Origin of the sequence: Gallibacter sp. Marseille-QA0791, from assembly GCF_965119705.1 — a bacterium.
Classification (GTDB): Bacteria; Bacillota; Clostridia; order Peptostreptococcales; family Anaerovoracaceae; genus Lentihominibacter; species Lentihominibacter excrementipullorum.
Genome location: NZ_CBCPMH010000001.1, coordinates 2,055,101 through 2,073,780, shown reverse-complemented (window position 1 = coordinate 2,073,780; position 18,680 = coordinate 2,055,101). Strand labels below are relative to the sequence as shown.

At 51.5% G+C, this 18,680-nt stretch carries 19 protein-coding genes and 1 pseudogene; 6 read left to right on the top strand and 14 right to left on the bottom strand.

What is annotated here, in order from left to right; genetic code table 11:
* Positions 1 to 17 precede the first annotated feature (17 nt).
* Positions 18 to 308: a TIGR03905 family TSCPD domain-containing protein gene (locus tag ACQY69_RS09590; protein WP_428260304.1), complete on the top strand. Its 291-nt coding sequence runs from the start codon at positions 18 to 20 to the stop codon at positions 306 to 308.
* 5 nt (positions 309 to 313) lie between these two features.
* Positions 314 to 1,492 (top strand): cation diffusion facilitator family transporter, encoded by a 1,179-nt coding sequence (locus ACQY69_RS09585; protein ID WP_428260303.1) that lies wholly within the window; start codon positions 314 to 316, stop codon positions 1,490 to 1,492.
* A 96-nt stretch (positions 1,493 to 1,588) separates the two neighbouring features.
* On the opposite strand, the gene ACQY69_RS09580 is transcribed toward ACQY69_RS09585, so the two are convergent.
* From ACQY69_RS09580 to moaA, 9 genes and pseudogenes are all read right to left on the bottom strand, one after another.
* Positions 1,589 to 2,131 carry an HdeD family acid-resistance protein gene (locus ACQY69_RS09580; protein ID WP_428261045.1) on the bottom strand — a complete coding sequence of 181 codons (543 nt, stop codon included), beginning with the start codon at positions 2,129 to 2,131 and terminating at the stop codon, positions 1,589 to 1,591.
* Positions 2,131 to 3,957, bottom strand: coding sequence for an ATP-dependent zinc metalloprotease FtsH (gene ftsH / locus ACQY69_RS09575; protein WP_428260302.1), 1,827 nt, complete (start codon positions 3,955 to 3,957; stop codon positions 2,131 to 2,133). The genes ACQY69_RS09580 and ftsH overlap by 1 nt, the downstream gene beginning before the upstream one ends.
* A gap of 113 nt (positions 3,958 to 4,070) precedes the next feature.
* The gene (locus tag ACQY69_RS09570) at positions 4,071 to 4,601 is read right to left on the bottom strand and encodes a TetR/AcrR family transcriptional regulator (RefSeq protein WP_428260301.1); all 531 of its coding nucleotides are present in this window, start codon (positions 4,599 to 4,601) and stop codon (positions 4,071 to 4,073) included.
* 18 nt (positions 4,602 to 4,619) lie between these two features.
* Positions 4,620 to 5,465: a deoxyribonuclease IV gene (locus ACQY69_RS09565; protein WP_428260300.1), complete on the bottom strand. Its 846-nt coding sequence runs from the start codon at positions 5,463 to 5,465 to the stop codon at positions 4,620 to 4,622.
* A gap of 9 nt (positions 5,466 to 5,474) precedes the next feature.
* Positions 5,475 to 6,833 carry a rubredoxin-like domain-containing protein gene (locus ACQY69_RS09560; RefSeq protein ID WP_428260299.1) on the bottom strand — a complete coding sequence of 453 codons (1,359 nt, stop codon included), beginning with the start codon at positions 6,831 to 6,833 and terminating at the stop codon, positions 5,475 to 5,477.
* A gap of 83 nt (positions 6,834 to 6,916) precedes the next feature.
* On the bottom strand, positions 6,917 to 7,342 hold the full coding sequence (locus ACQY69_RS09555) for an MOSC domain-containing protein (RefSeq protein WP_428261044.1): 426 nt from the start codon (positions 7,340 to 7,342) through the stop codon (positions 6,917 to 6,919).
* Between the two features lie 24 nt (positions 7,343 to 7,366).
* Positions 7,367 to 7,852 (bottom strand): annotated as a pseudogene (locus ACQY69_RS09550) (MogA/MoaB family molybdenum cofactor biosynthesis protein); the annotation flags it as partial.
* Positions 7,831 to 8,331 (bottom strand): cyclic pyranopterin monophosphate synthase MoaC, encoded by a 501-nt coding sequence (gene moaC, locus ACQY69_RS09545; protein WP_428260298.1) that lies wholly within the window; start codon positions 8,329 to 8,331, stop codon positions 7,831 to 7,833. The gene moaC and the pseudogene ACQY69_RS09550, both read right to left, overlap by 22 nt.
* Positions 8,332 to 8,333: 2 nt before the next feature.
* Positions 8,334 to 9,287: a GTP 3',8-cyclase MoaA gene (gene moaA / locus ACQY69_RS09540; RefSeq protein ID WP_428260297.1), complete on the bottom strand. Its 954-nt coding sequence runs from the start codon at positions 9,285 to 9,287 to the stop codon at positions 8,334 to 8,336.
* A 175-nt stretch (positions 9,288 to 9,462) separates the two neighbouring features.
* Here moaA and ACQY69_RS09535 point away from each other — a divergent pair, with 175 nt between their 5' ends.
* Positions 9,463 to 9,843 (top strand): GIY-YIG nuclease family protein, encoded by a 381-nt coding sequence (locus ACQY69_RS09535; protein WP_428260296.1) that lies wholly within the window; start codon positions 9,463 to 9,465, stop codon positions 9,841 to 9,843.
* A 131-nt stretch (positions 9,844 to 9,974) separates the two neighbouring features.
* Here ACQY69_RS09535 and ACQY69_RS09530 read toward each other — a convergent pair whose 3' ends face one another.
* The 5 genes from ACQY69_RS09530 to dapA all read right to left on the bottom strand — a co-directional run bounded on the left by ACQY69_RS09530 (position 9,975) and on the right by dapA (position 15,726).
* Positions 9,975 to 10,577, bottom strand: coding sequence for a DUF4825 domain-containing protein (locus ACQY69_RS09530; protein WP_428260295.1), 603 nt, complete (start codon positions 10,575 to 10,577; stop codon positions 9,975 to 9,977).
* Between the two features lie 88 nt (positions 10,578 to 10,665).
* The gene (locus ACQY69_RS09525) at positions 10,666 to 12,495 is read right to left on the bottom strand and encodes an ABC transporter ATP-binding protein (protein WP_428260294.1); all 1,830 of its coding nucleotides are present in this window, start codon (positions 12,493 to 12,495) and stop codon (positions 10,666 to 10,668) included.
* On the bottom strand, positions 12,495 to 14,234 hold the full coding sequence (locus tag ACQY69_RS09520; RefSeq protein ID WP_428260293.1) for an ABC transporter ATP-binding protein: 1,740 nt from the start codon (positions 14,232 to 14,234) through the stop codon (positions 12,495 to 12,497). Before ACQY69_RS09520 ends, ACQY69_RS09525 begins: the two co-directional genes overlap by 1 nt.
* Complete coding sequence (locus tag ACQY69_RS09515) at positions 14,231 to 14,668, bottom strand: MarR family winged helix-turn-helix transcriptional regulator (RefSeq protein WP_428260292.1); 438 nt, start codon at positions 14,666 to 14,668, stop codon at positions 14,231 to 14,233. The genes ACQY69_RS09520 and ACQY69_RS09515 overlap by 4 nt, the downstream gene beginning before the upstream one ends.
* A gap of 179 nt (positions 14,669 to 14,847) precedes the next feature.
* Positions 14,848 to 15,726, bottom strand: a complete 879-nt coding sequence (gene dapA, locus ACQY69_RS09510) for a 4-hydroxy-tetrahydrodipicolinate synthase (RefSeq protein WP_428260291.1) — start codon at positions 15,724 to 15,726, stop codon at positions 14,848 to 14,850.
* A 206-nt stretch (positions 15,727 to 15,932) separates the two neighbouring features.
* On the opposite strand from dapA, the gene ACQY69_RS09505 reads away from it, so the two are divergent.
* From ACQY69_RS09505 to ACQY69_RS09495, 3 genes are all read left to right on the top strand, one after another.
* Positions 15,933 to 16,574, top strand: coding sequence for a biotin transporter BioY (locus ACQY69_RS09505; RefSeq protein WP_428260290.1), 642 nt, complete (start codon positions 15,933 to 15,935; stop codon positions 16,572 to 16,574).
* Between the two features lie 26 nt (positions 16,575 to 16,600).
* On the top strand, positions 16,601 to 17,731 hold the full coding sequence (locus ACQY69_RS09500) for a glycoside hydrolase family 3 protein (protein WP_428260289.1): 1,131 nt from the start codon (positions 16,601 to 16,603) through the stop codon (positions 17,729 to 17,731).
* A gap of 491 nt (positions 17,732 to 18,222) precedes the next feature.
* Positions 18,223 to 18,669 (top strand): RrF2 family transcriptional regulator, encoded by a 447-nt coding sequence (locus ACQY69_RS09495; protein ID WP_428260288.1) that lies wholly within the window; start codon positions 18,223 to 18,225, stop codon positions 18,667 to 18,669.
* The last annotated feature ends 11 nt before the right edge of the window (positions 18,670 to 18,680 follow it).

Here is an 18,680-nt window from a genome sequence, read left to right as displayed (position 1 = left end):
TAGGAGGGCTTAGAACTATGAAATACTCTTTTTCACCACAGGGTGTCTGTTCCACCAGGCTGGAATTCGAACTGGACGGCGACATCGTCAGGAATGTAAAGTTCAAGGGCGGCTGCAACGGTAATCTGAAAGCATTGGCGGCTCTCACCGAGGGCATGACGGTCGACCAGGTAAAAGACCGCCTTTTGGGTATAACATGCGGCCTCAAGAACACTTCCTGCTCCGACCAGTTTGCTCACGCGCTCATAGAAGCCAGCAAGCAGCAGGCTAATGCCCAGGGTCAGGGCCAGGCTGCCCGGAAGGACTGATAAACATGGGAAAATTTCTCATAAAGCTATTCATCAAGGACTACGAAAACACATCTGACCCCATAGTCAGAGAGCGATATGGCAAATTCGCCGGCGTCATCGGCATCATATCCAATGTCATATTGTGCGTCATGAAAATCATCATCGGGCTCTTCTCCAGGAGCATCGCCATCGTAGCCGACGGCATCAACAATCTGGCCGACGCGTCGTCATCGGTGATGACCCTCGTAGGCTTCAAGCTGGCATCTCAGCCGGAAGACAAAAATCACCCCTACGGCCATGCCCGCATAGAATACCTGACAGGACTGTTCGTTTCCATATTGATAATAATCATCGGCGTGCAGCTCTTCAAGACTTCCGTAGAAAAGATAATAGATCCTGAACCGCTGGAATTCAACTATCTGACCATCATCGTACTGATCGCCGCCATCGCGATAAAACTGTGGCAGTCTCTTTTCAATATGATGGTCGGCAGGAGGATAGACTCGGTGACTCTGATGGCTACCGGCGCCGACAGCAGAAACGACGTGATATCAACCAGCGTCGTACTCATAAGTGTCCTGGTAGGTAAATTCACCGGACTGCAAATAGACGGATACATGGGCTGTCTGGTCGCCCTCTTTATCCTGTGGTCAGGCATACAGCTGGTCAGGGAGACCTCCAGCCCGCTGCTGGGAGAAGCTCCTGACGAATCGCTGGTCAATTCTATCACAGAAATCGTAGGCAAAGAGCCTGGCGTTCTGGGGATGCATGATCTGATGGTCCACAACTACGGGCCGGGAAAAATATTCGCATCCATGCATGTGGAAGTAGATGCCGACGGCGACTTGATGAAAAGTCACGACATGATAGACAACATCGAAAGGCTCGTCAAGGAGACCCTTCACATAGAATTCGTAATACACATGGATCCTGTCAGAACAGATGATCCATTGATAAACAAGCTCCGCGGCGTCATCGAAAAAGCATTCGCTCCTCTCGAGGGAGTAGAAAGCATCCATGACTTCAGGATAGTCCCGGGACCGACCCATACGAACGTCATCTTCGACGTGGTCCTGGGCGCAGGCTGCCGGTATCCCGAGGAACAGATCCTCAAAATAGCGAAAGACGCGGTAAAGACAGTAGACGACAGTTACTTCGTCGTCATCACCTTCGATAAGGCCTATACTGACCTGCAAGGATGAGGCCGAAACGGCCTCCTGTCCGTGAAAATCAGAGCTGCACAAAAGATCCGGCCACAGAAGCGTCGAGAAAGCGCCGTCTGTGGCCGGAAATGATTTTTACAGATATTTTCTCCTTTCAAAGGCTCTCGCTATGCTTTCCGCTCCAAGCAATATCAGACAAAAGCCTATGATATATCCCAGCGAGATCAGCGAAAGGACGGGATCCAGCAGCATAGCTACGCCCAGCAGCAGTCCTGCCGCGTTGAGCACTGCCATTGAGACGGCGAAACCCTTCCCCATCTCTTTTCTCAGCATCCCGATGTGAGCCAGCCTGGACACACAGTGCGCGATGAACCAGACAGGCAGCATGATCGATATCACCCATTCAGCTGTACCCGGATAGATGAGCAGCATCACGCCTACCATGACGCTGAAGACGCCAGCTACCAGAGATACGGTAGGCCCCAGCCCCATATGATGCCCCACTTTAACATACAGCACAATATCGGCGATCCCTGTGATCATAGCGATCACGCCATATATCATAACCAGTCCCGTGAGGATGCTCCCAGGGCTGACAAAGGTGAAGAACCCCAGTAAGATGAGCAGTATCCCCACCGCAAGCTCCAGCCAGTCAGGTCTCCCTGTTTTCCTGTTCATCACTCGCCGTCACTCCCTTCATCCAGTATTTCCATGAACTCGTCGCCTGTAATAGTCTCATTCTCGTACAGGACCTTAGCCAGCTGATCCAGCTTTTCTCTGTTTTCCTCCAGTATCTTCCTGGCCTTCTCATGCTGCTGCTTCACCAGCTCCACTACCCGTCTGTCTATCTCTTTCTGGGTATCGGCCGAGCATACCAGCGACGTATCGCCGCCCAGATACTGATTGTTGACTGTTTCCAGCGCGACCATATCGAACTGATCGCTCATCCCGTACCTGGTTATCATGGCTCTGGCCAGTTTGGTCGCCTGCTCGATATCGTTTGCCGCTCCCGTAGTTATCTCTCCGAACACCACTTCCTCGGCGGCACGGCCTCCTGTGAATGTCGCTATCTTGTTCTCTATCTCTTCCTTGGAAAGGAGATACTTGTCGCCCTGGTCTACCTGCATCGTATATCCCAGCGCACCGGACGTCCTCGGAATAATGGTTATCTTCTGCACCGGAGCCGAATGGCTCTGCATGGCTGCCACCAGAGCGTGTCCTGTCTCGTGGTATGCCACCACCTGTTTCTCGTGCTCCGAAAGCACGGTGTTCTTCTTCTGATAGCCGGCGATGACCACTTCTATGCTCTCTTCCAGATCCTCCTGTATCACCGCGTTCCTGCCATTTCTCACAGCCCGCAGCGCCGCTTCGTTGATTATATTGGCCAGCTCGGCGCCTGATGCTCCCGAAGCCATCCTGGCTATGGCGTGGAAATCTATCTTCCCTTCCATTTTTATCTTTTTAGCATGCACCTTGAGTATGGCTTCCCTGCCGGCCAGATCCGGCAGCTCCACCGGGACTCTCCTGTCGAACCGCCCCGGCCTTGTCAGCGCCGGATCCAGGGAATCAGGCTGGTTGGTGGCCGCCAGTATTATTACCCCGGTATTGTCGTCGAAGCCGTCCATTTCCGTCAACAGCTGGTTGAGAGTCTGCTCCCGCTCGTCGTTGCCGCTGATGTTTCCGTTACGTTTCTTTCCAATGGCGTCTATCTCGTCTATGAACACGATGCACGGAGCCTTTTCCTTGGCCTGCTTGAACAGATCGCGGACTTTGGATGCCCCCATGCCGACGAACATTTCCACGAATTCCGAACCCGATATGGAAAAGAACGGGACGCCCGATTCTCCGGCAACAGCCTTGGCCAGCATGGTCTTTCCTGTACCCGGAGGGCCCACCAACAGCACTCCTCTGGGCATGGTAGCTCCCACTTCCGTATACTTGTCCGGATCGTGGAGATAGTCCACGATCTCAGCCAGATTCTCCTTGGCCTCGTCCTCTCCCGCCACGTCGCTGAACCGTATGCCCTTGGTCGACTGGACATAGAGCTTGGCGTTGCTCTTGCCCATCCCAAAGGAAAGAGCGTTCTTCCCGCCCATTTGCTGAGTCAGCTTCCTGCTCATATACTGACCCAGAGCTATGAAAATCACCAGCGGCAGCAGTATGGAAAGCAGGCCTGACAACAGAGGCGACATAGTATTCTCTATCTCCTTGGAAAACCTGGCGCCCGAATCATAGAGCCGCTGAGTCAGATCAGGATCTTCAACGATACCTGTCTCGTAGACTTTATTCTTGTCCTTCTCAGTGAATACGATCCTGTTATCCTCTATCTGTACCTCATCGATCTTCTGATTCTCGATGGCCTTCATGAACGTACTGTATCTTACTTCTGTGACCTGTTCCCTCATCATCAACGGCGTACCGATAATATTGAAAAGGATTATTATCAGCAACACGATGCCATAGTAATAAGCGAGAGGTCTCTTCGGTGGTTTTACTTCCTTCATCCTTTGATGATCCCTCCTTGTATATCCTTTGATACTATTGTGGCTTCCACCCTGCAGTCATGTCAATTATCAAAAGGCATATCGTGTATGTACAAAAAATACGGAGTGTAAAATTACACTCCGCTCATAAGCAAATATACCTGATGCACTATCCCATCCAGATTATCGGAGTCTTCATCCGACCATCCCCGCAGCAGTCCCATCACCGCCTTGGTGTGGTATCTTAGCCGCAGCTCCCTCTCCCAGTAGCTGCAGTCAGCGTACATATTCTCCTCTCTGGCAGATCTTTCAAGCATCCAGTACAGAGACTTTTCCAGCAGATCCTCGATTTCAGGGCCGTAATTTGTCTCAAAACTTTTCCTCACATACGGCAGCATCTCTATCGCCGCCAGGAAAAAACATTTGAGCTTTTCCTCCGGCGAGTCCTTGCTCTGTGCATCTGACAGGAATTTTTCACTTTCCCGCTCCACGATCCACTGGAGCAGCGCTCTTATATCTTTGAAATGATAGTAAAAGGTCTGGCGTGTTATACCGCAGTCTCCAACGATATCCTTCACTGTCAATCTTTTTACATTCTTTTCTGTTACGCGTTTCTTTGCCGCTTCCGCAATTATCACCTTCATGTCCTTTGATACTCTAGGCACGGTTAAATCCCCCCTTTTTTACATTCCTCTGCTTTCCTTAAGCATCTCTATCTCCCTCGCATACCCCGGCAGCTGATTGGGCGTCTCCAATATACACGGCAGCCCTTTCAGCTTCGGATGATTTATCACCCGCGCTATAGCCTCATATCCGATACACCCTTCTCCTATCTTCGCGTGCCTGTCCTTATGGGCACCCACTGGATTTTGACTGTCATTTATATGAAGGGCTTTGAGCCTTTCCAGGCCTATCACCCTGTCAAACTCGTCCAATACGCCGTCCAGATCTCCGGCTATATCATAGCCGGCATCGCTGACGTGGCACGTATCGAGACATACTCCTATCTTTTCATCTATATCCACTCCGTCGATTATCGCCTTCAGTTCCTCGAAGCGGCCGCCTATCTCGCTGCCTTTGCCTGCCATGGTCTCCAGCAGGATCATAGTGCTCTGCTGCGGCGTTATTATCCTGTTGAGAAGCTCAACGATCAGCGCTATCCCTGTTTCAACACCTTGTCCCACATGACTTCCCGGATGAAAGTTATAGTAATTCCCCGGGATGTGTTCCATACGCCTCATATCGTCTTCCATGGCTGTATAAGCGAAGGCTCTTACCTTCTCAGTGGCGGAACACGGATTCAGGGTATATGGCGCATGCGCCACCAGCTTCCCGAAGCTGTTTTCCTCCGCCAACGTCAAAAATCGTTTCACGTCTTCCGGATCGATATCCTTGGCCCGTCCGCCCCGCGGGTTTCTGGTAAAAAACTGGAACGTATTAGCGCCTATGGAAACGGCCTCACGGCCCATGTGCTCAAACCCTTTTACCGACGACAGGTGGCATCCTATTATAAGTGCCTCTTCATTCATACTGCGGCCTCATTCAACTGGTTTGAAGGCATCCGCTCCCTGCTTGCAGAGTGGGCAGACAAAATCATCAGGCAGCGTATCTCCTTCGTATACATAACCGCATATCGTGCATACGAAGCCTTTGTTTCCGGCAGCGGCGGCTTCTTTTTCGGCCTCCTCCTTCTGCGCTTCCTCCAGATCGGCTGTCTTCTCTTCTCCGGCCTTCCTGTCTCCTGCCATTTCTGCGGCCAATGCGATTATCTGCTTCTTAGTGTCATCGTTCACCGCCGATGTTATGGTCACGTTATTTTCGGCCATAGTGATGTCCTTTGAATCCTCAAAGGCTTTTTTCATTATCTTGAGAGCGGTCGGAGCCCATGACCCGTTTTCTATGAAGCCTATCATCCTGTTCTGGAAATTTCTCTCCTTAAGATGATCGATGAACTCCTTCATGAACGGGAAGATATCGGAATTGTATGTAGTAGTCGCAAGCACCAGTCTGTCATATCTGAACGCGTCTTCCACAGCTTCCGCCATGTCACACCTGGCCAGATCGCTGATCTCCACCGTTTCCACACCTCTGCTCTTCAGCTCCTGCGCCAGCAGCTCTACAGCCTGTCTGGTATTGCCGTAGACCGATGTATAGCAGATGCACACGCCTGAATCCTCAGGTCTGTAGCTGGACCACGTATCGTAAAGCCCGATATAATAGCCCAGATCTTCATCCAGCACCGGCCCGTGAAGCGGACATATTTTTTCTATGTCCAGCTTTGCCGCCTTCTTCAGTACATTCTGCACCTGAGCTCCGTACTTGCCGACGATGCCGATATAATACCGTCTGGCTTCACAGGCCCACTCCTCGTCCTTATCGAGGGCGCCAAACTTACCAAACGCGTCAGCGGAGAAAAGTATCTTTTCGCTGGACTCATATGTCATCATCACCTCAGGCCAGTGGACCATAGGCGCGAATATGAACGTCAGTTGATGAGCGCCCAGATCGAGCTCGTCACCATCGGCCACCTCAAGCGTGCTTCCCGTCTCCATTGCCGGGAAAAACTGACCTATCATCTTGAACGTTTTCTTATTCCCCACTATCGTCACATCAGGATACTTGTCCCTGAACGCGCCGATGGATGCCGAATGATCCGGCTCCATGTGCTGTATTATCAGATAATCAGGGACTGCTCCCGCCAGCGCTTCTTCCACATTGGCCATCCACTCGTCTGTCTTCCTCTTGTCTATGGTATCGATCACCGCGATCTTATCATCCTTTATGACATATGAATTGTAGGCCATCCCGTTAGGTACGATATACTGGCTCTCGAACAGATCCAGTTCGTGGTCGTTAGCTCCCACGTAAACGACCGAATCAGTAATATTGTTTATCATCTTTTTCCTCCTTCTGTTTGTCCGGCACAGCCGGACGTCCGTGTTCCCTTGAGGGGAATCTTTAAATAAATCCTCAGCGGTTGTTATCCCAGCACTTTTATCTCATCGCCGGTCTTTACCGGCCCGCTCTTCGTCACCTTTATGAATATGCCTTCTCTCGGCATTACACAATCTCCCGCAAGCTCTCTGATGGCGCAGCCCTGGTGACATTCCTTCCCTATCTGTGTCACTTCTCCTTCGGCCTGACCTATCTTCATCTTCGTTCCCACCGGCAGCGTGAACAGCTCTATCCCTTCCGTCAGGATATTTTCGGCAAAGTCGCCGCTCTTCAGTTGAAAATCAAGAGCCTTCTGCACCTTGGCCACGCTTTCTGCCGCCAACAGACTCACCTGTCTGTGCCATTTCCCGGCGTGAGCGTCCCCTTCTATCCCATGATCGGCTCTCAGATATGCTTCCCCGATATCATGCTTCTGCTGGCCCTTTTCCTCGCTGATGCAGACAGCCTTCACTCTGCCCTTTGGCAGATGGATAGCGGCGCAATCGCCGGCCTCTCCCAGAAGCACTTCTACACCGTGTTTTACAGGTTTTATCACAGCCTCCAGACACTCCGAGGCCGCCTTACGGCTCCCCGGCAGATTAATGATGAGAGTCTGTTTCCTCAGGCCCGCGGCTGCTCTCGACAACATCCCCATGGGAGTTATCTTCATGCTCTCGGCCCTCATAGCTTCAGGTATCCCCCTCACTTCTCTGTCGACAACTGCCAGCGTCGCCTCCGGCGTCACATCCCTCATGGAGAATCCGGTGCCTCCGGTAGTGACCGTCAGCGTGACCTTAAGCTCGTCAGCACACTTTATCAGCTCTTCTTTTATCCTCTCCATGTCGTCAGGTATCAGCGTCCTGTAGGCTACCGTCCAGCCGTTTTTCTCCAGTATCTCCACTACGGCATCTCCGGCCGTATCCTTCCGTAATCCCTGCGAGCCTTTATCGCTCATGGTTATTACCGCTGCTCTGTATTCCATAGTTCCTCCTGATGTATATCCCCGCTTTTCCCGCCTCTCTTGGAAAGGAGGCAGATACGCTCGATCACCATATCCTTCTGCACGGCCTTACACATGTCGTACACCGTCAGCGCTGCTGCCGAAACTGCGGTCAGCGCTTCCATCTCCACACCGGTGACACCCCTGCATTTGACCTGAGCCTGTATTTCTACCGCCGGGATCTCGCTGTTAAGCTCGAACTTTATGTCTATGCCGCTGAGCATCAACGGATGACACATCGGTATAATATCCGACGTCTTCTTGGCTGCCATTATCCCGGCTATCTGCGCCGTGCCCAGTACGTCACCTTTCTTCATACCGCCGCTCTTTATCAAATCAAATGTTTCCCTGTTCACCAGGACTCTCCCGGCAGCCACGGCGATACGCTCCGTCTCCTGCTTGGAGCCTACGTCCACCATCTTCGCCCGTCCTTCGTCATTGAAATGAGTGAAATCTCCCATCGTCAGCCTCCTATGCTGTTCATATTCCTTCCCGCATGGCTGGGATTCTCCGCGTCAAGGGTCTCCCTCATCTGCGGTTTGCTGAGGATCGCCTCCCGGATCACTTCAGTCATCTCCTCGCGACTCCTGCCCTTGATAGAAATCTCGGCTCCCGAATGAAGACATGGCTTCAGCATCCCATCAGCTGTCAGCCTTATCTTGTTGCAGCCCTCGCAAAAATCACAGCTTATGGGTCTTATGAGGCCAACCCTGCCCTTCGCTCCCGGCAAAGCATACATGGCCGCGACGCCATCGGTCATATCGAGAGGTTCAAGCCCCGGCACGCTTTCCAACACCCTGACGCAGCTTATGAACCGGGCCTTTTCAAACTCTATGCCACCGCCTATGGGCATCAGCTCGATGAACCTTACTTCCAGAGGACGATCTATCGTAAGCCTGACGAAATCCTCGATTTCATCGTCGTTGAAGCCGCCCATCAGGACCGTATTTATCTTCACTTTCTCAAATCCCGCCTCAAAGGCTGCCTCTATGCCTGACAATGCCTCCGACAGTTCCCCTATCCTGGTTATTTCCCTGTACCTGTCTGCCTTCAATGTATCCAGGCTGATGTTGACTCTGTCGACTCCGGCAGCCCTCAACTCCCGGGCATATCCGGGAAGCAGTGTGCCATTGGTGGTCATGCACAATTCCTCGACTCCGTCTATAGCCGCGATATTTTCGCACAGCTCAACGATGCCTCTCTTTACGAGAGGCTCTCCGCCTGTGACTCTTATCTTCTTCACTCCGAGGGATACGGCGGCTTTCACCGCATCGATGGTCTCCTCTGCTGTCATCATCTCCTCATGATCCCTCTTTACGATGCCTTCCTCCGGCATGCAGTATCTGCACCTGAGATTGCACAGCTCGGTGACCGAGATCCTCATATAATCTATTTGTCTGCCGTATTTATCTATCATAAATCAATAATCGCTCCATTTTAACCTCATTATATCAGAAAAGGCCTTTCACGTCAGCAATGTTTTGTCAGTTTTTTAACTATCCTTCCTGTGACGGGCGCCCCTTGACTTTCCCGCTCCTCGCCGTCATAATCTGATTATCGACATTGCGCAGATGACAGAAAGGAGGCTTCCCATGGGAAAAAAGACGGGAACAAAAGTGCGGAAGCCGGCTCCGACGACAGCTCCGGCCCACGGGAGTGGAGCCGGCAGTCTCAGCCCTCGTACCGACACTCCCTGTCCCAATGGCCCATGCGTGTACATCCTCAAGTGCGGGGACGGCTCCCTCTACACCGGCTGGACCAATCACTTCGAGAAACGGCTGGCAGCTCACAGGAGCGGCACCGGCGCCAAGTACACCAGGGGGCGCGGGCCTCTGACACCCTTCTATCTGGAATACATGCCGGACAAGTCTTCTGCCATCAGGCGTGAGGCAGCCATCAAGAAGCTGCCTCGCGAAAAAAAGCTGCTGCTGCGATATTCGCCGCTGAATGCTCTTGAAAAGCAGGGCAAATAGGACAGAGTCGGCCTGCCGCGATATTTTTCATGCGATAATTCCCGGGCGAACAAAAAAGCTGTCTCCCGCCGAGACCGGCGGGAAGACAGCTTCTCCCAATATCTATCTTTTTATACCCCTGTCGAAAATCATTATTCTTCTCCGGCCTGTTCCTGCAGTAAGTTCCTGAATGCCCTGGCCGACTCCCCATATTTATCTATATTACGTGACAGCTGTTCTCTGGCTCCCGCTTCATCGAGGGAAACAGTCGTCGTTTCCTCTTCCGCGTCCGCCGATCTGAGAGAATAGGTCCACTGCACCTTATCCACCGACGGCATCAGAGCCATCATCTGCTGAGCGCATATCACCATATTGTCATCGAGGGTCTTCTTGTTCGCCTTCTGAACCGAATCTTCAAAGGTCACCGTCAGTACACGGATATCTCCCTCCGCGGCGATCGTAGCGGTATATTTTCCCGTCACGTTCTCCAGACCCATGGTTTCCAGCAACTTCACCACAGCGGCGGTGTCGTTGACATCATCTACCTTGCAACCGTAAAGTTCCTCGGCATAGTCGGATGATGTGTCGATTTTCATCGCCTGAGAGCCTGTCGTTTCCACACTGCTCTCGGCTGCCGCCTCGCCTCTTCCTCCATAGCTCATGAAGAAAAGTACCGCAGCGAATCCGACTATCACGACGATCAGTCCTGCAAGAGCCAGCTTCATCGCACGTCTGTTGTTAATGAGTTTGCCCATGTCACCACTTCCTCGCTTCAATATCCTCACTTCAACGATGTGTATAGTTATATCACCCTTTTATGACGAGTTTGTGACAACGATGTATCTATTGTGCAAATTGACTGTTGTAAAGGCTGGTATAAAATCCATTTTGTGCCAGAAGCTCCTCGTGGGTACCCTGCTCTATTATATCTCCATGATTCAACACCAGTATATGATCGGCGTCTTTTATCGTGGACAATCTGTGGGCGATGACGAAGCTTGTACGACCTTCCATCAGCCTGGCCATGGCCTTCTGTATCAACGCCTCGGTCCTGGTATCGACAGAGCTGGTGGCCTCGTCCAGGATCAATATAGGCGCGTCCGCCAGAAAAGCTCTGGCGATGGTCAGAAGCTGTTTCTGCCCCTGAGATATATTGGTGGCTTCCTCGTTGACCTCCATATCATATCCCTTGCTCTGGGTCTTTATAAAATGGTCTATATGAGCGGCCTTGGCTGCAGCCTCCACTTCTTCATCAGTGGCGTCCGGATTGCCATATCTTATGTTTTCTCTCAGAGTCCCATTGTTGAGCCACGTATCCTGGAGCACCATCCCGAACATCTCTCTCAGATTGCTCCTGGAAAGAGCCGTGATATCATGACCATCTATGGTGATCCTGCCGCCGTCCAGCTCATAGAATCGCATCAACAGCTTGACGATGGTGGTCTTCCCCGCTCCTGTCGGTCCGACTATCGCCACTCGCTGGCCAGGTTGAGCCGTGAACGAGAAATCCTTGATCACAGGCTCATCCGGCGTGTACCCAAATTTCACATGATCAAACTCCACTCGTCCTTCCACACGGTCCGCGTCTATTTTCTCCGCAGGATCCGTATCGATATCCACTGCCTCTTCTTCCTCTATCAGCTCAAAGATACGCTCAGCCGCGGCAGCGGTGGACTGCAGCTGATTGGCCACATTGGCCACCTGGGAAATAGGCTGGTTGAAGCTCCTTACATACTGTATGAACGCCTGTATGTTTCCGATAGATACCCTGCCGTTTATTGCCAGATACCCACCCAGCAGGCAGACAGCCACGTACGCGGCGTTACCTATGAAATTGGTTATCGGCATCATCGTCCCCGACAGGAACTGGGATTTCCATGCCGATTCGCAAAGCTTTTCGTTGTATTCCTCGAAGACCTGAGCCGACTCCTCTTCACGATTGAACGCCTTGATGATATCATGTCCGGCGTACATTTCCTCCACATGTCCGTTGACCAGCCCCAGGTATTTCTGCTGGTTCTTGAAATGGCCTTGAGATTTAGAGACCACCAGCCGTATCACTATCATGGAAAGAGGCAGCACTACCAGCGCGGTCACGGTCATGATGACGCTTATCCTGAGCATCATTATCAATATGCCGATTATGGTAGTAAAGCTGGTTATCATCTGTGTCAGGCTGACTGACAAGGTCTGATTGACCGTCTCGATGTCATTTATCATCCTGCTCTGTATCTCGCCATGAGTCTTAGTGTCAAAATATTTGAGAGGCAGCCGGTCCAGCTTGACGGACATCTTGTCACGCAATGTATATATGACCTTCTGAGACGCGTCTGCCATGATCCAGCCCTGAGCAGCTCCAAACAGCAGGCTCAGGCCATAGAGTATCAAAAGCAACATCAATATGGAAAACAAGCCCTGAAAATCTATGCCGGCACCGCTCATCAATCCTTCCACCACCTTATCGGTGGCATCTCCCAGTATTGTCGGCGATATTATGGAAAATACAGTACTGGCTATGGCGAATACGAAGACTGCCGCCAGTCTGAATTTATGCGGCGCCAGGTATCGGGCCAGAGTCTTCATCGTCTTGCCGAAGTCCTTGGCCTTCTCACCCGGCATCATGTTCGCTCCATGACCGCCCGGGTCGCCGCCCCCTCTTCTCTTTGCCGCCATTATTTACGCCCCCTTTCCAGTTCTTCTTCGCTGAGCTGCGACAGCGCTATCTCTCTGTAGACGTCACAGCATTCCATCAGCTGATCGTGAGTACCGATGCCGGCAACTTTTCCTTCATCCATCACCACGATCTGCTCCGCGTCTATTATGGTATTGATGCGCTGAGCCACGATTATGATGGTGCTGTCTCCTACCTTGGCCTTCAAAGCGCTCCTGAGAGCTTTATCTGTCTTGAAGTCCAGCGCTGAAAAGCTGTCGTCAAATATATATATCTTCGGTTTCTTAACCAAAGCTCTGGCTATGGAAAGACGCTGTTTCTGACCTCCCGATACATTGGTGCCGCCCTGGGCCACCTCCTCGTCCAGTCCATGCTCTTTCTCGCCGATGAAATCCGCCGCCTGAGCTGTCTTCGCAGCATCCATCATCTCCTCTGCTGTGGCGTCTTCCTTACCGTACTGTAGATTTGAAGCTATGGTCCCGGAAAACAGCAGCCCTTTCTGCGGCACATATCCTATCTGATCGCGCAGCTGATGCTGAGTCAGTTCCCTGATATCTACACCATCCATCAGCACCTGCCCTTCCGTCACATCGTAGAATCTCGGTATCAGGCTTACCAGCGTGCTCTTGCCGCTGCCTGTCCCTCCGATGATAGCAGTAGTCTTCCCCGGCTCCACAGTGAAGTTGATATTCTCCAGGGTCTTCTCCTCGGCATCCGGGTAAGCGAAGGACACGTTCCTGAACTCCACCAGTCCCCGAGGATCTGCCAGCGTTTCCGCCTTCTCCGGATCCTCTATGGTAGGCTCAGTGTCGATGACCTGTCCTATCCTCTGTGCTGAAACAGCTGCCCTCGGTATCATGATGAACATCATGGTTATGAAAAGGAAAGACATGATGACATGCATGGCGTACTGGAGGTAAGCCAGCATATCGCCTATCATCAGATCGCCGCCTTCTATCAGATGAGCTCCCGCCCATACGATGAGGATGCTGACAGCATTCATCACGAACATCAGCGACGGCATCATGAAGGACATGGCTCTGTTGACAAACATGTTTATCCTGGTAAGCTCTCTGTTGGCTGCGGTGAACCGCTGTTCTTCCGTCTTCTGAGTATTGAAGGCCCTGATGACCAGCATCCCCGACAGCCGTTCTTTCATTATCAGGTTCAACCCGTCCAGTTTGCTCTGAAGCACCTTGAATTTCGGGAACACGAGAAAGAAGGAGACCGCCATGATACCGATTATCACCAGCAGCGCCAGTCCGATGGTCCATGAAAGGGAGAGACTGGTATCCAGCGCTCTGATAACAGCTCCTATACCCATTATAGGCGCGAAGCAGGCAAGCCTGAGTATCATCACCGTAGCCTGCTGTACCATCTGCACATCATTGGTAGATCTGGTTATCAGCGACGCTGTAGAAAACTCTTCCAGCTCAGCCGCCGAAAATGCTGTGACTCGCATGAACAACGCGTGTCTTATATCCCGCGATGATTTTGCCGATGCCCTGGCCGCCAGAAAGCTGCTGAGAAGAGAGCAACAGACTGTGGCCGCCGATACAGCCAGCATTATCAGTCCTGTCCTCTTTATATAATCCATATCCTGGACCACTATACCGTTATTTATTATATCGGACATATACCCTGGCAGCGCCAGCTCGCACATGGCCTGTCCCAGCAAAAACAGCAGATTGAAAACTATGAGCCACACATAGGGCTTGTAATACTTCATCACCGTCCTCATAATTTGCCTCCTTCCAGCATCCTCATCATATTTTCCGTTACTCTGCCCAGCAGATTTTCGAAGAGCTCAGTCTCCTCAGGAGTCAATCCATCGAAGAGCTCTCCCTCTATCCTCCGCGCGCACTGCTCTATCCTGCTCCGTATGTTCCTTGCCTTTTCCGTGGGGAAAAGGCAATAGGCCCTCCTGTCGTCCGGATTCTTTCGCCTCTCGACGAATCCTTTTTCTACCAGGTTCCCTACCGCTTTAGCGACGGCTCCCTTATCTATCTGCATCCGCCTGGCCAGATCCTCCTGAGATATCCCGGGATTTTCCCCTATCCACCTTATATATCCCATCTGTTGGCCCGTTATGCCAAACTGCTTCATGGCTTTATCATGCATCACCCTTCCATGTCTGTATATTATGGAAAAGTATACCGGCAGCGGCCGTTTCATATGTATCATCTTCCTTTCAAAAAAATAGTTGTCTTTACAACCTTCTTGGCACGTAATGACTATTCTACTCACCAGATATATGGTTGTCAAGGCAACTATTTTTATTTTCACAAAACCTTTACAGTGGGTGCGTCGTCTCTGCCGTCCTGCTCATACTATCCGATATGACGCCGCAGTCCTCACCGCGGCAGCTCCAGGCTGTCGGCCAGATTCCTCAGGACTCTTCTGCTGGCACCGCAAAGAGGCCCCAGCGGGAGCCTGCATCCTCCCACGTTCATTCCCTTCATATTCATCAGCGCCTTCACAGGTACCGGATTGGTCTCACAAAACAGAGCGTTTATCAGATTCAGGTTCTCCAGTTGTATCTTCCTGGCCTTATCCGTGTCCCCATCCAGGAAGGCATGGGTCATCTCCCTGACCTTTCCCGGCATCAGATTGGCCCAGACCGATACAGCGCCCACTGCTCCCATAGACATGAGAGCCACTGTTATATCGTCATTCCCGGAATACATGGCGAAGTCATCTCCCGTCAGCCTGGCTATCCTGGCCGCATAAGACATATCGCCGCTGGCCTCTTTTATTCCTGCGATGTTTTCATGGACCGCCAGCTTGGCTACCGTTTCCGGGCTTATGGAGATCCCTGTCCTGGCGGGAACGTTGTAGATATATATCGGTATGGCGACACTGTCGGCGACACTGCGGAAATGCTCCATCATCCCCGTCTCATTAGGCTTATTGTAATACGGTGTTATCACCAGCAGGCCATCCGCTCCCATCTTCTCATATTTCACACTCTTGGCCACCGTCTTTTCCGTGTTGTTGCAGCCGCTGTTGGCTATGACGGGGATACGGCCGCCGGCCTCCTCTATTGAGACCCTTACGATCTCCTCCTGTTCCTCCTCTGAAAGAGCCGGAGTCTCCCCTGTCGTCCCGAGCACCAGTACCGCGTCGGTGCCCCATTCTATATGCCAGTTTATCAGCTCTCCAAGCCGCCTGTAATCGACATGTCCGTCCTGATCGAAAGGAGTCACGAGAGCCACGATAGATCCTCTTATCATTTTTACCTCCTGAAATTTACCTCCTGAAAAGTTCAATCTTATATACCTATGGTCTTATCTCCATAATATGCACAGAAAAATCTTTGGTTCAACGGACAGGTGATACGTCCGCACCGATTTATGTTGACAATTGTTTTTATATAGTTTACAATTGTCCCCACGACAAACTATAGATTTACCATAATATTTAAAAGGAGATCCTACTTATGACTTCAGGAACATATTCAAGAACGACAATGATGATACTGTGCGGCATATTCGCAGCAGTCACCGCCATATGCTCTCTCATAACCATACCGCTGGGGTTCACGCCTGTCCCTGTCAATCTGGGCACTCTGTCCGTATTTCTCACCGGCGGTATCCTGGGGAAAAAATACGGCACTCTCAGCATGGCGGTCTACGTCCTGCTGGGCGCCGCAGGTGTCCCCGTTTTCTCAGGATTCAGAGGCGGCATAGGAGTCTTGGCAGGACCGACGGGAGGATATATAATAGGATACATAGTGGCCGTACTGATCATCGGCCTCCTCATGGAAAACACCGTGAAGACCTCCGGCAGCTCCAGTTCGGAGAGCGAGCTTTCGGCAGCGGAGAAAAAATCCTCTCCCATCGGTTCTTCCGCGAGAAAAAAACGCATACCTGTAGTATTAGCCTGCGCTGCGACCATGACCGCCGGACTTCTGATATGTTACGCATTGGGAACAGCCTGGTTCATGTTCAGCACATCGACACCGCTCTGGGCATCGCTGGTCTCATGCGTGTTCCCGTTTTTACCGGGAGATGCTATCAAGATCGCGGCCGCCGCGATCCTGACGACGAGACTTGAGCCTGCTCTGAAACGGAAAATATAAAGCGCGGGCAGGAGAAAAGGATAGATATGAAACGAAGGATCCTCACGACATCATTCTGTATCTTGATATTATGCGGCGCTGTTCTGGCAGCCCTCAGCATTACCGGTACCCGCCAACAGCTGACGCTGACGGAAATCATCAATGCCCGGCGCGACCCTCACATAGAAGCGCTGCTGGATGATATGACCTTGGAGGAAAAAGCCGGCCAAATGTTCATGGGATGCTTTTACAGCGGCACTCCGTCACCTGAAACAGTGACTCAGTATAACCTGGGCAGCGTACTGCTGTTCCAGCCCAGCTTTACAGACAGCGACAAACCTTCCTTAAAGGCGGCGCTGGACGATATCGACGCCGCCTGCGAGATCACGCCTATCATAGCTGTGGACGAGGAAGGAGGCACAGTTAACAGAGTCAGCTCCTCACCCGCTTTCCGAAGCGAACCGTTCAAATCGCCTCGCCAGCTCTTTGCCCAGGGCGGCATGGACGCTGTCATCGCCGATGTCCACGAAAAAAACGCCCTTCTTTCAGAAATAGGCATAGACTTGAATCTGGCGCCCGTATGCGACATTTCCACCGACTCTGACGACTTCATGTATTCCAGGAGTATCGGTCTGGATGCCGAAGCCACATCAGAATACGCGGCAAAAGTGGTCAGGGCCTGTCTCGCAGATAACATGGGCTGCTGCCTCAAGCATTTTCCCGGCTACGGTAATTCGAAAGACACTCACAAAGGCGCGGCTGTCGACGACAGGACGATAGAGCAGCTGGAGCAAAGCGATTTGCTGCCTTTTGCCGCGGGGATCAAGGCCGGGGCTCCTGCTGTCCTCGTTTCCCATAACATCGTATCAGCTCTGGATGAAGATCTTCCGGCATCCCTCTCACCGGCCGTACACCGACTGCTGCGCTACGACATGGGCTTCGACGGCGTCATCGTGACTGACGACCTTTCCATGGGCGCCGTCTCGTCATTTTCACCGACCACCAGCAGCGCCGTGACCGCCATCCTCGCCGGCAATGATCTCCTCTGTACCGGCGACTATGCGTCCCAATACAATGTTGTCATCGAAGCTGTAAAAAACGGCGTCATCTCGGAGGAAAGACTGGATGCATCCGTCAGGCGTATACTAAGCTGGAAACGCGATATGTCATTGATCTGACATGTTTTTTTCAACAAGTCTTCACAATAGCACCCTAAAAACAGCATATTTTCTTGCTACTATATAGCCACAGCAAGAAAATACATTGCTGAGCAAAATTACAGAAGGGGCTTGCTTTAAAAAAAATAAACACTTCTTCTTCTCAATCCCTAAAACACAGCAGCCCCTTCTCAATTTTAGGATTACACCTCCTAGTAAATGATAATAATGATAACGACAGTAAAAGAGAGCCTGCGACGGCTCTTTTTTACTGTTCGAAGCCTGCAAAGCGTAATCTCATCGATACAACGCTGTCACTCTAAGGCAACGCCTATTGTCAATATGCATTGTTTTACACTTTTTGCTTTTTAAAGGTGTCCCTTATGTGTATAATATGACTATGAAGCAGGAGCCCGATGACAGGGTACGCCCTTCCGCGCCGCCCGTAAACAGCTCCGGGGCATCCGGACATCGTGCTTCGCGCGATAAATCAATGAAAGGAGGTTGACCTTATGATGATATCCACAAAAGGCCGCTACGCGCTGCGGGTAATGGTCGCACTGGCATCAGATGACAGTGGTAAATATATCCCTCTCAAGGATATAGCGTGTGATCAGAACATTTCTGAAAAATATCTGGAATCCATAATCAAGGTTCTCGTAAAAAACAGAATGGTGATCGGCCTCCGAGGCAAAGGCGGCGGTTACAAGCTTTCTGCTGAGCCTTCATCGTATACTATAGGAAGTATACTGAAACTTACAGAAGGGTCTCTGGCTCCCGTAGCCTGTCTGAAACCCGGATCGATCCAATGTGACAGAGCCGATGACTGCCCGACTCTTCCCGTATGGCGGGAACTTGACAGGATAGTCGACAAATACCTGGAGGGGATTACGCTGGAAGACCTTGCCAACGGCAACATTTCCCTTCCGAAGCAGGATACAAATGACCGTCAGCCATGACGATGCCAACG